Origin of the sequence: Neisseria sp. HMSC31F04 (genome assembly GCF_001807735.1) — a bacterium.
In the GTDB taxonomy this organism is placed as follows: domain Bacteria; phylum Pseudomonadota; class Gammaproteobacteria; order Burkholderiales; family Neisseriaceae; genus Neisseria; species Neisseria elongata.
Window position 1 is genome coordinate 26,943 of record NZ_KV790792.1, and the last position, 14,937, is coordinate 41,879.

At 57.2% G+C, this 14,937-nt stretch carries 15 protein-coding genes; 8 read left to right on the plus strand and 7 right to left on the minus strand.

Going from position 1 to position 14,937, the window contains the following annotated elements:
* Nucleotides 1-184 precede the first annotated feature (184 nt).
* The 3 genes from thiD to HMPREF3107_RS04290 all read right to left on the minus strand — a co-directional run bounded on the left by thiD (nt 185) and on the right by HMPREF3107_RS04290 (nt 2,569).
* A complete protein-coding gene (gene thiD / locus HMPREF3107_RS04280) occupies nt 185-1,006 on the minus strand; it encodes a bifunctional hydroxymethylpyrimidine kinase/phosphomethylpyrimidine kinase (RefSeq protein WP_070453867.1) in 822 nt (273 codons plus the stop codon).
* Between the two features lie 35 nt (nt 1,007-1,041).
* Entirely contained in the window at nt 1,042-1,674 is a 633-nt protein-coding gene (pdxH, locus tag HMPREF3107_RS04285) for a pyridoxamine 5'-phosphate oxidase (RefSeq protein WP_049252301.1), read from the minus strand.
* Between the two features lie 88 nt (nt 1,675-1,762).
* Nucleotides 1,763-2,569 carry an outer membrane protein assembly factor BamD gene (locus HMPREF3107_RS04290; RefSeq protein ID WP_070453869.1) on the minus strand — a complete coding sequence of 269 codons (807 nt, stop codon included), beginning with the start codon at nt 2,567-2,569 and terminating at the stop codon, nt 1,763-1,765.
* Here HMPREF3107_RS04290 and rluD point away from each other — a divergent pair.
* Nucleotides 2,568-3,686 carry a 23S rRNA pseudouridine(1911/1915/1917) synthase RluD gene (rluD, locus tag HMPREF3107_RS04295; RefSeq protein WP_070453871.1) on the plus strand — a complete coding sequence of 373 codons (1,119 nt, stop codon included), beginning with the start codon at nt 2,568-2,570 and terminating at the stop codon, nt 3,684-3,686. The two genes, HMPREF3107_RS04290 and rluD, sit on opposite strands and share 2 nt — an antisense overlap.
* Before the next feature lie 212 nt (nt 3,687-3,898).
* Here rluD and ubiB read toward each other — a convergent pair whose 3' ends face one another.
* On the minus strand, nt 3,899-5,410 hold the full coding sequence (gene ubiB / locus HMPREF3107_RS04300; RefSeq protein ID WP_070453873.1) for a ubiquinone biosynthesis regulatory protein kinase UbiB: 1,512 nt from the start codon (nt 5,408-5,410) through the stop codon (nt 3,899-3,901).
* Nucleotides 5,411-5,601: 191 nt separating this feature from the next.
* Between ubiB and HMPREF3107_RS04305 the strand changes: the two genes are divergently transcribed.
* From HMPREF3107_RS04305 to HMPREF3107_RS04315, 3 genes are all read left to right on the plus strand, one after another.
* Complete coding sequence (locus HMPREF3107_RS04305) at nt 5,602-6,033, plus strand: DUF5339 family protein (protein WP_070453875.1); 432 nt, start codon at nt 5,602-5,604, stop codon at nt 6,031-6,033.
* Between the two features lie 97 nt (nt 6,034-6,130).
* Nucleotides 6,131-6,589 (plus strand): hypothetical protein, encoded by a 459-nt coding sequence (locus HMPREF3107_RS04310; RefSeq protein WP_070453877.1) that lies wholly within the window; start codon nt 6,131-6,133, stop codon nt 6,587-6,589.
* 87 nt (nt 6,590-6,676) lie between these two features.
* On the plus strand, nt 6,677-8,329 hold the full coding sequence (locus HMPREF3107_RS04315; protein WP_070453879.1) for an electron transfer flavoprotein-ubiquinone oxidoreductase: 1,653 nt from the start codon (nt 6,677-6,679) through the stop codon (nt 8,327-8,329).
* Between the two features lie 61 nt (nt 8,330-8,390).
* Here HMPREF3107_RS04315 and HMPREF3107_RS04320 read toward each other — a convergent pair whose 3' ends face one another.
* On the minus strand, nt 8,391-9,206 hold the full coding sequence (locus HMPREF3107_RS04320; RefSeq protein WP_049252289.1) for an undecaprenyl-diphosphate phosphatase: 816 nt from the start codon (nt 9,204-9,206) through the stop codon (nt 8,391-8,393).
* A 186-nt stretch (nt 9,207-9,392) separates the two neighbouring features.
* On the opposite strand from HMPREF3107_RS04320, the gene argF reads away from it, so the two are divergent.
* A complete protein-coding gene (gene argF, locus HMPREF3107_RS04325) occupies nt 9,393-10,388 on the plus strand; it encodes an ornithine carbamoyltransferase (protein WP_070453881.1) in 996 nt (331 codons plus the stop codon).
* 90 nt (nt 10,389-10,478) lie between these two features.
* Here the strand turns inward: argF and ruvX are convergent, their stop codons facing one another.
* Complete coding sequence (gene ruvX / locus HMPREF3107_RS04330; RefSeq protein ID WP_371327474.1) at nt 10,479-10,943, minus strand: Holliday junction resolvase RuvX; 465 nt, start codon at nt 10,941-10,943, stop codon at nt 10,479-10,481.
* Nucleotides 10,936-11,487 carry a YqgE/AlgH family protein gene (locus tag HMPREF3107_RS04335; protein WP_070453883.1) on the minus strand — a complete coding sequence of 184 codons (552 nt, stop codon included), beginning with the start codon at nt 11,485-11,487 and terminating at the stop codon, nt 10,936-10,938. Before HMPREF3107_RS04335 ends, ruvX begins: the two co-directional genes overlap by 8 nt.
* A 190-nt stretch (nt 11,488-11,677) precedes the next feature.
* Between HMPREF3107_RS04335 and HMPREF3107_RS04340 the strand changes: the two genes are divergently transcribed.
* The 3 genes from HMPREF3107_RS04340 (at nt 11,678) to HMPREF3107_RS04350 (ending at nt 14,697) form a co-directional block, all read left to right on the plus strand.
* On the plus strand, nt 11,678-12,403 hold the full coding sequence (locus HMPREF3107_RS04340; protein ID WP_049252285.1) for a YebC/PmpR family DNA-binding transcriptional regulator: 726 nt from the start codon (nt 11,678-11,680) through the stop codon (nt 12,401-12,403).
* An 85-nt stretch (nt 12,404-12,488) separates the two neighbouring features.
* Nucleotides 12,489-13,190, plus strand: a complete 702-nt coding sequence (locus tag HMPREF3107_RS04345; protein ID WP_070453886.1) for an SIMPL domain-containing protein — start codon at nt 12,489-12,491, stop codon at nt 13,188-13,190.
* Between the two features lie 82 nt (nt 13,191-13,272).
* Complete coding sequence (locus tag HMPREF3107_RS04350) at nt 13,273-14,697, plus strand: phospholipase D-like domain-containing protein (RefSeq protein WP_070453888.1); 1,425 nt, start codon at nt 13,273-13,275, stop codon at nt 14,695-14,697.
* The last annotated feature ends 240 nt before the right edge of the window (nt 14,698-14,937 follow it).

The window sequence follows — 14,937 nt, forward strand, 5'->3', positions numbered from 1 at the left end:
TGTCCTGATTTAAATTTAATCCACTATATGTTCCGGCCATAAAGAAAGGCCGTCTGAAAACACGAAACATGGTTTTCAGACGGCCTTTTTATAGGTCAGATACCGTATGGCGGATTGGCTGCCTCTCTGCGTTGCCTGCCTTGCCGTTCGGCATGCGCCTTCGCTTTATCCTGAATTTATCTCTTCAACGGACGGTACGCCAAAAATGGGCGACCGGCCCCGCACCTTCTCCCAAACGCCAGCTCCGACCCGCATCTATCGCGCCGTGCAGGTAACTTTTGGCGGCGGCAACGGCCAAAGGCAACTGTCGGCGGTGCGGGTAAAGCGCGGCAATCGCGCTGGACAAAGTGCAACCCGTGCCGTGCGTATTGCGGGTATCGATGCGGCTGTTGATGAAGCATTGCGGATCGGCATCCGGCCGCACCAGCCAATCGCGGGCGAACTCCCCGCTCCAATGGCCGCCTTTAAGCAATACGGCTTTCGCGCCCCGTTTCAACAACATCTCCCCCTGCTCCAACATTTCTGTTTCATCTTGCGGCAGCGTTTTTCCGGTCAGCTGCGCGAGTTCGTTCAGGTTCGGTGTCAGCAGGTCGGCCAAAGGCATCAACTCGGACAAAATGGTTTCGACGGTATTTTCCAACGCCAGGCTGTCGCCCGAAGTGGCCACCAGCACGGGATCGGCAACGACAAACGGCGCGGGATGACGGCGCAACACGTCGGCTACGGTGCGGATGGTTTCCGTATCGGGCAACATGCCGATTTTTACCGCGTCGATGCGGATGTCGGAAAACACCGATTCGCACTGCTGCCGTACCATTTCGGCCGGAACGGTATGCACGCCCTGCACGCCTTGCGTGTTTTGGGCGGTAACGGCGGTAATGACGCTTGCACCGTATGCGCCCAACGCGCCGAAGGTTTTCAAATCGGCCTGTATGCCCGCGCCGCCGCCGGAATCGGAGCCGGCAATGGTCAAAACGCGCGGGAAAGGCTTGTCTGCATAAATCATGTCGCTCTCCTTGCAAATATGCTTGTTTTCCCGTTTTACGGGGCGAGACGTTCTTTCAACCAAAGGCCGTCTGAAAGCCTGTATCGGATGCGGTCGTGCAGCCTGCTCGGCCGCCCCTGCCAGAATTCGACGAGGTCGGGGATAACGATGTAGCCGCCCCAATGCGGCGGGCGCGGCACGTTCAACGGATGTTTCAAACCGATGGCGGCGGCGCGTTTGACCAGCACGCTTTTGTCGGCAATCACGCTGCTCTGCTCGCTCGCCCACGCCCCGATGCGGCTGGTATAGGGGCGGCTGGCGAAATATTCGTCGGACGCGGCGGCATCCAATTTTTCCACCCTGCCCTCAACGCGCACCTGCCGTTCCAGCTCGGGCCAGAAAAACGTCAGCGCGGCAAACGGGTGTGCGGCCAAAGACTGCCCTTTCCGGCTTTGGTAGTTGGTGAAAAACACAAAACCGCGCGGATTGACTTCCTTCAATAAAACCATGCGGCTGTTCGGCCGGCCGTCGGTGCCGACGGCGGCCACATTGACGGCGGTCGGCTCGTTTACCTGCGCCGTCATGGCTTCGTTCAGCCATTGTTCGAATTGAACGAGCGGGTCGGCCGCGCAATCTTCCTCCGACAACTGCCGCTTGCTGTAATCTTCGCGTATACCGTGCAAATCCATGATGACTCCTCAAATTAGCCCTGCCGTTCCCATTATACGCCGCAGGCCGTCTGAAAACCTTTCAGACGGCCTGCCGATTGTTAAAAAGCTATTTCCAATAACGCCACCACGGCGCATCGTCGCTCCTCCATTCCTGCTGCAAATAAGGGCTTTGCGGGAAGTTTTGCTGCAAAATGCGGCGGGTATCGTCCGCCAACTGCTGACGGTTCATCTTGCGGTAGGACACCTCCATAATCGCCAAGGCCTCTTCCGTGAAGCGGGTATTCTGGAAGCCGGTAATGATATTCTGCGCACGGTTGGCCGCGGCCAGATGCGCTCCGCGTTTGGCGTAATAACGGGCGACGGAGATTTCGTTACCCGCCAGCGCATCCACCAGTTTTTCCATCTGCTTGGACGCTTCTTCGACATATTTGCTCTGAGGATAGCGTTGAACCAGCTCGGCAAACGCCTGATAAGCCTCGCGGTTGGCTTTCGGGTCGCGGTCCGACCAGTCTTGGGAAGCCAGCTTGTTCAAGAACGATTTGTCTTCGTTAAACAAAATCAAACCCTTCAGGTAAAGGGCATAATCCATATTCGGATGCTGCGGATGCAGGCGTTGGAAACGCTCGACCGCCGCCAATGCTTTTTCGCGCTCCTCGTCCTTATAGTAGGCATAGGCCGTATCCAACTGAGCCTGCTGCGCATAACGCCCCTGAGGGAAACGCGATTCCAAAAGTTCATATAACTTGACAGCCCGCGTATAATTGCTGCTGTTTAACTCATCTTGCGCCTCGACATACAACTTCTCGACCGGCCAATCCTGGGTAATCTGTGCATCTTTGTCGGAAGTTCCCTTGTTGGCGGCACAACCGCCCAGCGCGATACCCAAAGCTACTACTAAAAGAATTTTTTTCATGCAGAACTCTTCCTTTGAAAATGCCGCCGATTATAACGACGATTTCGATTTTGGTGCAGCCCCCGCTGCGGAAAGTTGTCTAAATTTAACCATTCCCCTCGAATATGCCGGCCTGCGGCTCGATGCCGCGCTGGCCAAACTGCTGCCCGACTACTCCCGCTCGCGGCTGGCCGACTGGATTAAAGAAGGCGCGGTATCGGTAAACGGCAAACCGGCCAAGCCGAAAGACAAACTCATCGGCGGCGAGAAGCTGGCCGTGCAAATCCGCGAAAGCAACGAAACCCTGGCCTTCACCCCCGAAGCGATGGATTTGGACATCATATACGAAGACGACAGCGTCATCGTCTTGAACAAACCCGCCGGGCTGGTCGTCCACCCGGCGGCGGGCAACTGGTCCGGTACGCTGCTCAACGGCCTCTTGGCGCACTGCCCCGCGCTGCAAAACATCCCGCGCGCAGGCATCGTCCACCGCTTGGACAAAGACACCAGCGGACTGATGGTCGTGGCCAAAACCCTGCCCGCGCAAAACCACTTGGTGCAGCAGCTGCAAACCCGTACCGTCAAACGCATCTACCGCGCCGTTGCCGACGGCATCGTGCCGTTCGACGGCAAAATCGAAACCCAAATCGGACGCGACCCGCACAACCGCGTCAAAATGGCGGTGGTAAAATTCGGCGGCAAAGAAGCCGTTACCCACGTCAAAGTTTTGGAACGCTACCAGGCGCACAGCTACATCGAATGCGCGCTGGAAACCGGCCGTACCCACCAAATCCGCGTCCACATGCGCGAAGCCAAGCATCCGCTGGCGGGCGACCCCGTCTACGGCAACCCGCGCCATCCCTGCTCCGACACGGTAAAAACCGAAATCAAGGCATTGGCCAGACAGGCATTGCACGCCTACCGCCTGAGTTTCATCCACCCGCAAAGCGGTGAGGAAATGCAGTTTGAAGCCCCGCTGCCGCAGGATATTTACCACCTGCTGTCCGTATTGCGGCTGGAAAGCGGCCTCGACTCCCCGCTCAGCCGCGAAGAAGAATGGCGGAACAAACTTGATGACGATGACGACGATTGGAATGAAGACGACTACGATGTCGAAATCGTTTATGTCAAAGAATAAGTTTTTCAGACGGCCTTTCAGGTTTGAGGCCGTCTGAAAATAATATTCAAACATACAAAGAGGCCGTCTGAACCCTTTTTCAGACGGCCTCCCCTTATCTATAGTGGATTAAATTTAAACCAGTACGGCGTTGCCTCGCCTTGCCGTACCATCTGTACTGTCTGCGGCTTCGTCGCCTTGTCCTGATTCAAATTTAATCCACTATATAAATCCTATTTAAACAGCAAAATCAACACCAAAGCCACGGCAATTACCGCCAGCCACAAGCTCTGCCGCTGCTGGATTTTCACCAAATGGACATAGGCGTCGCGCATTTCCTTCTGCCGCGCCTCGTCCACCAGCGCATTCAGTTTGCGCGGCAGGGCGGGCAGCATTTCCGCCCAATCCGGCGCTTCGTTCTTCAGATTGCGCCAAAAGGCTTTCGGCCCGACCTGCTCGTTCATCCATCTCACCAAAAACGGTTTGGCCGTCGCCCACAAATCCAAATCGGGCTCCAACTGCCGCCCCAGACCCTCGATATTCAACAGCGTTTTCTGCAACAACACCAGCTGCGGCTGGATTTCGACGTTAAACCGCCGGCTCACTTCAAACAGCCGCATCAAAACCAAACCGAAGGAAATTTCGGAAATCGGCTTGTTGAACACCGGCTCGCACACCGCGCGCACCGCCGCTTCCAACTCTTCCGCCCGCGTTTCGGGCGGCACCCAGCCCGACTCGATGTGCGCCGTGGCGACACGGTGGTAGTCGCGGTTGAAGAAAGCCAGAAAGTTAATCGCCAAATAACGCTTGTCGTAATCGGTCAGGCTGCCGACGATGCCGAAATCCAACGCAATATAACGGTTGTCGGCCGACACCAAAATATTGCCCGGATGCATATCGGCATGGAAGAAGCCGTCGCGGAACACCTGCGTGAAAAAAGTTTCCACGCCGTATTCCGCCAACTTGTGCAAATCCTGCCCCTGCGCCCGCAAGGCGGCAATATCGGAAACCGGCGTGCCGTCCATCCATTCGATGGTCAGCACGTCGCGGCTGCAATAATCGTAAAACACCTTCGGCACAATCAGCATTTCGCTGTCTTTGAAATTACGGCCGAGCTGGCTGCAATTGGCCGCTTCACGCATCAAATCCAACTCGTCGTGCAAATACTTGTCGAATTCGTCCACCACTTCGCGCGGCCGCAGGCGTTTGCCGTCGGCAAACAGCCGCTCCACCCAACCCGCACCGAAACGCAGCAGTGCCAAATCCTGCTCGATAACCGGCAGGATGTCCGGCCGCAACACTTTTACCGCCACACGCTCGCCGCCGTGCAGCCGCGCCTTATGCACCTGCGCCACCGACGCGCTGGCTACCGGCTGCGTTTCAAACTCGGCATAAAGTTCCGCAATCGGCTTGCCGAAGGCCTTTTCAATCTGACGGCGCGACAAATCCGCATCGAAAGGCGGTACTTTGTCCTGCAATTTGGCCAATTCCACCGCATAATCGTGCGGAATCAGGTCGGGGCGGGTGGAAAGGACCTGTCCGAATTTTACAAACACCGGCCCCAGGCTTTCCAAAGCCAGCCGCAGCCGCACAGGCAGGGGTTCCGCTGACGAATCGCGCGATTGCGGCAGGGCGGCCAGCAACCTGCGCTGCCAACCCTTTTTCGCCAACGAGACAAACAGTTCGGCCAAGCCGTAGCGGAGGACGGTTTTCCAAAGGGTATTGCTGCGTTTCAACCATTTCATACGTTATCTCGGAAGCATCGGACACAAAGAAGCGCGATTATAAAACACGTCGGCAAGAACAGTTTGAAATGTTGCTTTTTCCAATCAATTTACTGAATGAGGCAAATAAATAATCACAAAAATCTTGACGAACGAAAGAAATATCATAACAATCCGAGTTCTTTTTAACATCAAACCAAAGAGAGATACAAATGAAAACATCCGCTTTACTGGCATCCCTGTTGGCCGCATTGGCATTGTCCGCTTGTGGTGGAGACTCTGGTTCCACAAATTCTACCAGCGGTTCAGTTTGTGATGAGTATGAAAAAGCATTTGCCGCCTCTATTGCAAATGTCGATGCCGCTACTAAAGAAGCAATGCAAAAAGCATTCGATCAAAGCAAAGAAGCACTGCAAAACCTGCCTGCAGATCAAAAAGAAGCCGCTTGTAAGGTTTCTTTAGACGCTTTAAACGGTAAAGCACCGACCGACGCAGCTGCTGCAGCTGAGGATGCCAAAGAAGCTGCTGCAGATGCTAAAGAAGCCGCCTCTGAAGCTGCTGAAGAAGCCAAAGAAGCTGCTGCAGATGCTAAAGAAGCCGCCTCTGAAGCTGCTGCAGAAGCTAAAGAAGCCGCTTCTAAATAATCGGCGCAGATTCGTCTGTCCAGGCCGTCTGAAACCCTTTTTCGAAACAGGGTTTCAGACGGCCTCTTTCCATGAGTTGCCATATCGGGAGAACATTATGCAGGGCGACCTCCTTCCCATTGTTATCGGCTCGATTGTCGGCGGACTGTTCGGCGGGATTTTATCAATCGTTATATTGTGGGTGATGTCAAACAAAGCGCAACGCACCTATCCTATGCTCTCCGTTCCCGTGCCCAACGGCGCGCGTTACAGCCCCGATTTCGAACTGTGGGCGCAGTTGAACAAATACCGCCGCACGGAAGAAAACTGTTATACCAAAGGCCGCGGCCTGCTGACCAGCTCCACCGAAATCCGCTTTCACGGCAACGAGATGGAAATCGTAGAAGTCGTCAATTTCCTGTTTGCCAAGCGGCGTTTCACCATTAACGCCCCGGTGATGTTCGGCAAACCCGTACGACGACACAAAATCAAACAAATCAACAAACTGCTGGAACACTGGCAATGCCCGCCCATCGAATTCGGCAAACCGTCGGACGGTTTGCGCTTCAACCGCTAAACCGCCCGCACCGCAGGCCGTCCGAACATATTTTTCAGACGGCCTGCGGTATAATCGCGCCTGAATAAAACCAAGGAACACACAAACATGGAACAAACCATCGAACGCGAAAGTATGCAGTACGATGCCGTGATTGTCGGCGCGGGTCCTGCCGGGCTGAGCGCTGCCATCCGCCTGAAACAGCTGGCTGAAAAAGACGGGCGCGAAATCAGTGTATGCGTCGTGGAAAAAGGTTCGGAAGTCGGCGCGCACATTCTGGCCGGCGCAGTCATCGACCCGAAAGCCCTGAACGAACTACTGCACGACTGGCGCGAAAACGGCGCACCGCTCAACTGCCCCGTCAGCGAAGACAAGGTACTCTTCCTCACCAAACAGCGGGCCTTCAAACTGCCCGTTACCCCCTGCTTCCAAAACCACGGCAACTATGTCATCAGCCTCGGACTGCTGACCCGTTGGCTGGCCGAACAAGCGGAAAACCTCGGCGTCGAAATCTATCCCGGCTTTGCCGCCGCCGAAATCCTGTATCACGCCGACGGCTCGGTCAAAGGCATCGCCACCGGTAACATGGGCGTGGGCAAGGACGGCGAAGCGACCGAGATGTTTCAAGCAGGCATGGAACTGCACGCCAAACAGACGCTGTTTGCCGAAGGCTGCCGCGGTTCATTGAGCAAACAGCTGATCCGCCGTTTCGAATTGGATAAGCACAGCCAGCCGCAAACCTACGGCATCGGCATCAAGGAAATTTGGGAAATCCCCGCCGAAAAATCACGGCCGGGACTGGTAATGCACAGCACGGGCTGGCCGCTCGACAGCAAAACCTACGGTGGCGCGTTCCTATACCATCTGAACGACAATCAGGTCGCCGTCGGCTTCGTCGTCGGACTCGACTATCAAAACCCCTATCTGTCGCCGTTTGAAGAATTCCAACGTTTCAAAACCCACCCTGAAATCCGCAAAACCTTCGAAGGCGGGCGGCGTATCGCTTACGGTGCGCGCAGCCTGAGCGAAGGCGGCCTCCAAAGCCTGCCGAAACTCACCGCCCCGGGCGCGTTGTTAATCGGCGATGCGGCGGGCTTTTTAAACGTGCCGCGCATCAAAGGCATACACACCGCCATGAAATCGGGCATGTTGGCCGCCGAAGCCGTGCTGGCCGTGTTGGACGGAAACGACCATGCCGAAAGCGGCCGTGAAGCCGCAAGCTACCAAACCCTGTTTGAACAAAGCTGGCTCTACCGCGAGCTGCACGAAGTCCGCAACGTCCGCCCGTCCTTCAAATGGGGCATGTGGCCGGCCTTCGCCTACACCGGTTTGGAACAATACCTGTTCAAAGGCCGCACGCCGTGGACCATCAGCCACCACGGCACCGACCACGGCAGCCTGAAAAAAGCCGCCGACTGCACACCGATAGACTATCCCAAACCTGACGGCGTGCTGACTTTCGACCGTTTGAGCAGCGTCTTCCTCGCCAACGTCAGCTATGAGGAAAACCAACCCGTCCACCTGCTACTCGCCGACCCGCAGGCCGCGATAGGCATCAACCTCCGCGAATACGCCTCTCCCGAAACGCGGTACTGCCCGGCCGGCGTGTACGAAATCGTGCAGGAAAACGGCAGCCCGAAACTGCAGATTAACGCCGCCAACTGCGTACATTGCAAAACCTGCGACATCAAAGACCCGACGCAGAACATCACTTGGGTTTGCCCCGAAGGCGGCAGCGGGCCCAATTACGGCGCAATGTAAAAAAGAGGCCGTCTGAAAACCGTTTTCCGGCGTTTCAGACGGCCTCTTCCTTTTCAAACCGCTATTTAATCAATGTGAAATACGCAATCACCAGCAAACCCAGCACAATCCGATACCAGCCGAACACCTTGAAGTCATGGCGTTTGATATACGACATCAAAAATTTGATGGCCAGAATACTGACGGTAAAACTCACCAGCATCCCGCCTGCCATTACCGCCAACTCATGACCACTGAACGACAAACCGTGTTTCGCGATTTTCAGCAGGCTGGCACCGAACATCACCGGCACGGCCAGGAAAAACGTGAATTCCGCCGCCACCGCGCGGCTCAGGCCGACGGCGATGCCGCCCAAAATCGTCGCCCCCGAACGGCTGGTTCCGGGAAACACGGCGGCAATCACCTGAAACATCCCCACCCAAAAAGCCTGCTTATAGGAAATCGCCGCCAGCTCGACCGTATGCGGACGATGGCTTTGATTGCGGTTTTCCACCGCGATAAAGGCAACGCCGAACGTAATCAAAGCCAGCGCAACCGTCCACGGATTGTAGAAATGCTCGTCTATCCAATCGTTCAACGCCAAACCGATAACCGCCGCCGGCACGCAGGCCAGCATGATTTTGCTCCACAGCGGCACGGCATGGGGCTTCAGGCGCAGACCGCCGGCAAACGGCCAAAGCTTGTCGAAATACAGCACCACCACCGCCATAATCGACCCCAGCTGAATCACGACCAAAAACATCTTCCAAAACTCGGGCGTCATGTCCAACGACACAAACTCGTTCAACAAAATCATATGCCCTGTCGAACTGACGGGCAGCCACTCGGTGATGCCCTCCACAATGCCGAACAACGCGGCCTTCAATATTTCCAACATAACTTAATTCTGCAACTTCAAAACAAAAGCGCGGATTCTACCCGATTTCGCCGCCGAATGTTTTCAGACGGCCTTTGACGCGGCGCAAAAGCGTCTGAAACAGCACTGTTAAAAAAGATTAAATCCGTTTAAGATAGCCTTTTGAAACGGCTTTGCGAAAGGCCGTCTGAAAACAAGGAGACGACAATGACCGTGCGGCAGCAACATTTCCTCAAACTCACCGACTACACTCCCGAAGAAATCGGTGTTCTGCTCGACTTGGCCGCCGAACTGAAGGCCGACAAAAAAGCCGGACGCGAAAAACCGCGCCTGTGCGGCAAAAACATCGCCCTGGTTTTCGAAAAAGCCTCCACCCGCACCCGCTGCGCCTTCGAAGTGGCCGCGCGCGACCAAGGCGCGGGCGTTACCTACCTCGAACCGAGCGGCAGCCAGATCGGCCATAAAGAAAGCATCAAAGACACCGCCCGCGTGTTGGGCAGAATGTTCGACGGCATCGAATACAGGGGCTACGGACAAGAAGTCGTGGAAGAACTGGCGCGTTACGCCGGCGTGCCCGTATTCAACGGCCTGACCGACGAATTCCACCCCACCCAAATCCTAGCCGACCTCCTTACCATGCGCGAACACAGCGGCAAACCCCTTCAACAGACCGCCTACACCTACATTGGCGACGCGCGCTACAACATGGGCAATTCCCTGCTGCTGATCGGCGCGCTGCTGGGCATGGATACGCGCATCGGCGCACCCAAAGCCCTGTGGCCGTCTGAAAACATCATCGCGCAGGCACACAGCCTGGCCGAAAAAAGCGGCGCGCGCCTGCTGCTGACGGACAACCCGCAAGAAGCCGTGCGCGGCACAGACTTCATCCACACAGACGTATGGGTCAGCATGGGCGAGCCGAAAGAAGTCTGGCAGGAACGCATCGACCTGCTGCGCGGCTACCGCGTTACCGCCGACCTGATGGCCGCCGCCGGCAACCCGCAAGTCAAATTCATGCACTGCCTGCCCGCCTTCCACAACCGCGAAACCAAAGTCGGCGAATGGATATACAAAACCTTCGGCCTCGACGGCGTGGAAGTGACGGAAGAAGTATTTGAAAGCCCGGCCAGCATCGTTTTCGACCAAGCCGAAAACCGGATGCACACCATCAAGGCCGTACTCGTCGCCCTGTTGGACAAATAAACCGCAACACAAACACAAAAAGGCCGTCTGAAACAGATTGTTCAGACGGCCTTTCCAACGGCAGCTCAAACAAAAAACACACGGCGGCGGTCATTCCCCGCCGTTGAAAAACTCAACCGCCCCGCCGGCAAAAAAGCCCTGCAAGATGGCCTGTGCCGCCACACTGTCCGACACCGCCTTCTGTTTGCGGCCGAACACCTGCGCTTCGCCCAACAGGCTTTCAGCGTACAGCGAAGTCAGCCGTTCGTCCGCCCAATACACAGGCAGGCCGAAGCGGCCGTGAAGGCGGCGGCCGAATTTCCTTGCCAGCCGCGTCAGCTCGTGTTCGGTGCCGTCGCTGTGGACGGGCAGGCCGACCACCAGATAATCGGGCCGCCACTCTTCAATCAGGCGGGCAATCGCGGCAAATTTGCGTTCGTTGCCCTCGCCGGAAACGGTTTGCAGCGGATGGGCGATGCCGACTTCCGCGCCGCCCTGCGCCACGCCGATGCGCGCCTCGCCAAAATCGAAGGCTAGGCACGTCCCGGCCGGTGCGGAATACAGGGCCTCAGGCATGTCCCGCCTCCCTCATCAGCATCACCGGCTCGATGCCGAGCTTGGCCAGTGCCGCGCGGTAGCGTTCGTGAAACGGCAGGTCAAACAGGATATTTCCGTCGGCAGGCACGGCCAACCACGAATTTTCTTCCAATTCGCGTTCCAACTGCCCCGCATCCCAACTGGCGCAGCCTATGGTCAAAATCGCCTTGCCGACGGCATCGTTTTCCGCCAGCCGTTCGATGATGTCGCGCGACGTGGTCAGCGCGGTATCGGCATTGACGGCGATGCTGCTCTGCCATTGCCCGCAAGGCGAATGGACGACGAAGCCGCGGTCTATCTGCACCGGCCCGCCCATCATCACAAGGCTGCTGCGGAATTGTTCGGGCACGGGCTTGTCGATGGCGGAAAATACCGCATCCATCGGTATCGGCGAAGGTTTGTTGATGACCAGCCCCAAAGCGCCGTCCCCGTCGTGGCGGCACATATAGACCACGCTGCCGCCAAAAAATGGGTCTTCCAGCGAGGGTGTGGCAATCAGGAAATGGTCGGTCAGATTATCCATGGTTTGATTGTTCCTTTTCGTTGGGCGGCAATATTTAGGCGCAGGGCGAAATTGCAAGCCCGGCGGGTAAGTGTTTTCAGACGGCGCGGTATGATAAAATCGCGCCTTTCTTTTTCAATGCGGCAGGCGGTGCCGTTTGGCAGGCCGTCTGAAACCGCCCTCCGAAACAGCAATAAAAAGGACAAAATATATGGCAGGCCACAGCAAGTGGGCAAACATCCAGCACAAAAAAGCCCGAGCCGACGCACAGCGCGGCAAAATCTTCACCCGTCTGATTAAAGAAATCACCGTCGCCGCACGCCTGGGCGGCGGCGATCCCGGCGCAAACCCGCGCCTGCGCCTGGCCATGGACAAGGCCGCGGCCAGCAACATGCCGAAAGACAACGTCCAGCGCGCCATCGACAAAGGCACAGGCAATCTGGAAGGCGTGGAATACATCGAACTGCGCTACGAAGGCTACGGCATCGGCGGCGCGGCCCTGATGGTAGACTGCATGACCGACAACAAAACCCGCACCGTCGCCGACGTGCGCCACGCCTTCAATAAAAACGGCGGCAATTTGGGCACCGACGGCTGCGTGGCCTTCAACTTCGTCCATCAGGGCTACCTGGTCTTCACCGGCGTCGATGAAGACGCACTGATGGAAGCCGCGCTGGAAGCCGGTGCCGAAGACGTGATTGCCGACGACGAAGGCATCATCGAAGTCATCACCGCCCCCGCCGATTGGGCCGAAGTCAAAGCCAAGCTCGAAGCGGCAGGCTTCAAATCGGAAGACGGGGACGTTACCATGCGCGCCCAGAACGAAACCGTCTTGAGCGGCGACGATGCCGTCAAAATGCAGAAACTCATCGACGCGCTCGAAGCCTTGGACGACGTGCAAAACGTTTACACCTCCGCCGTCCTGGAGCTTGAATAAACCCGGCGGCAACACTTTTCAGACGGCCTCTACCGCAGTGTAAGGCCGTCTGAAAAATATCCGCCCGCAAGAAAGGACATCCGAAATGCAAAACAAGCCCGCCCTACTCCTGAGCCTGATGCTGGCCTGTACCGCCGCCGGTGCCGAACCGCTAAACTACAACATCGTCGAATTTGACGAAAGCGTTTCCGCCACCGTGCCGCGCGACACCATGACCGCCTCCTTCGTCATCCGTGCCGAAGGCCGCGACCGTTTGGCAGTAAACCGCGCCTTTACTGCCAAACTCCAATCTTTTTCCCGCCGTGCCGAAGGCAAAACCTTCGAAACCGCGCAGTTCGGCCGCACCGCCGTCCCAATCTACGAATACCGCAACAACAAACGCATCCTGACCGGCTGGCAGGAATCGGTGGAATTTTCGGTGGAAAGCAAGGATTTCGCCGCACTCAACCGCCTGATTGCCGACTCGCAGGCCGAAGCCGAAGTGCAAAACACCTCTTTCTCCCTGTCCAAACAAAAACAAAAAGAAACCGTGGACGAACTGAGCCGCACCGCCCTGCACCGCTTCCAAGAACGCGCCGCCGATTTGGGCAAAGCACTGGGTTTCTCCGGCTATAAAATCGTCAAACTCCGCATCAACGAATCCGGCAGCCCGTCCGCCGTACTGGAAAAATCCCTGGCCGAAGGACGATACGCCGCCGCGCCGGAAGCACTGTCCGCGCCCGACCTGCCCGTTTCGCCCGGCAGCGAAGAAATCCGCGTAACCGTGAGCGGTTCGATACAAATGTAGCCGAACCGCACAGGCCGTCTGAAAAGCCACCCTGCACTTTTTCAGACGGCCTCAGACATATGCGACAGCACAAAGGAACAGCATGAGCCGCGAATCCGCCGTTACCACCAACAGCCTGATCGAACAACTGGTTTCCCGCGCCTCCGGTGCGGAGGCCGGTTCGGGCAACCGCATCGAAATCCTGCTCGACAGTACGGAAAACTTCCCCGCCTGGGAAGCAGCCATGCTGGCGGCCGAAGATAGCATCTGCATCGAAATGTACATCTTCGCCGACAACGCCTTCGGCCGCCGCGTCCGCGACATCCTGCTGGAAAAACTGTTGCAGGGCGTAACCGTCGTCTTGGCTTACGACTGGCTGGGCTGCCTGCCCGCCCACCTTACCGGCTTTTTCCGCCCCCTGCGCGAAGCAGGCGCGCACATCACGGCCTACAACCCGCCCGGCCTCTCGCTCGGACTCGGCATGGTCTCGCGTAACCACCGCAAATCCATCATCATCGACGAGCGGACCGCCTTCGTCGGCGGCTTATGCATCTCTTCGGCCTGGGAAGGCGACCCGAACCGTGGCATCGCCCCGTGGCGCGACACCGGCCTGCGCATCGACGGCCCGGCGGTGCACGACATCATGGCCGCCTTTGCCGACACCTTGGCCTCTCAGGGAAAATCCCTGCCCGCCACGCTGAAAAACTACGAACGCGGCACACTTGGCCCCTGCGGCGACATTCAGGCCCGCGTGCTGGCCACCACGCCCGACAACACCAACACCGTACGGCTGGATTTGAACCTTATCGCCCTGGCGCGGGACAACCTGTGGATTACCGATGCCTACTTCATGCCCACCCGCATGTACACGCAGGCACTGATAAACGCCGCAGCCGCCGGCGTGGACGTGCGGATACTCGTCCCGCGCACCTCCGACATCAAATGGATAGGCACCGTGTCGCGCACTCAATACCGCCAGCTGCTGGATGCGGGCGTGCGCGTGTTCGAGTGGGACGGCACCATGCTGCACGCCAAATCCGCCCTCATCGACGGCACATGGGCGCGGGTCGGCAGCACCAACCTGAACCTGTCGAGCTGGTATGCCAACCGCGAACTGGACATTTCCATTGAAGATTCCGACACCGTGGCCGAACTGGAAAAAATCTTTTTGGACGATTTGCAACACGCCACCGAAGTCGTACTCGACGAACAATCCCACACGCAACTGCTGCGGCGGCGCGCCCGCGCATGGAAGCGGCCGTATCGTCGTGGCCGCGTAAACGGCATGGTGCGTCGGGCACTGCAGCTGGCCGCCATGCTGGACGGCCAGCTCGGCAAAATCCGTCCCGTCGCACCCTCCGAAGCATGGGCGCAACTAAGTATCGGCGCAGCATTCCTGCTCGCCGCAGTGTTGCTGTGGCTGCTGCCGCAACTGGTCGTGTGGCCGCTGCTGTTCCTGCTGGCCGCCGCAGGCATCGGCACCGTGGTTCAAGCCGCCCGCCGCCTATACCGCCTGCCTAAAAAATAAACCGATTATCCGTAAGCTTGTGTAAAAAAATCCTGTTCGATTACCATGCCGCACATTCCTTCCCACGATTCAAATCAAAACAACAGCCGTCAGGCAACCATAGGAGAGTGCAAATGAAAGTCAGCGTTTTCGTTATCGCCGCAGCCGTTTTCGGCGGCATGTATTTTGTCAAAAACCATGTCGATACTTCGGCCTTCAACAAAGACCATTTGAGACCTTTGCAAAATCCCCCCAAAATCC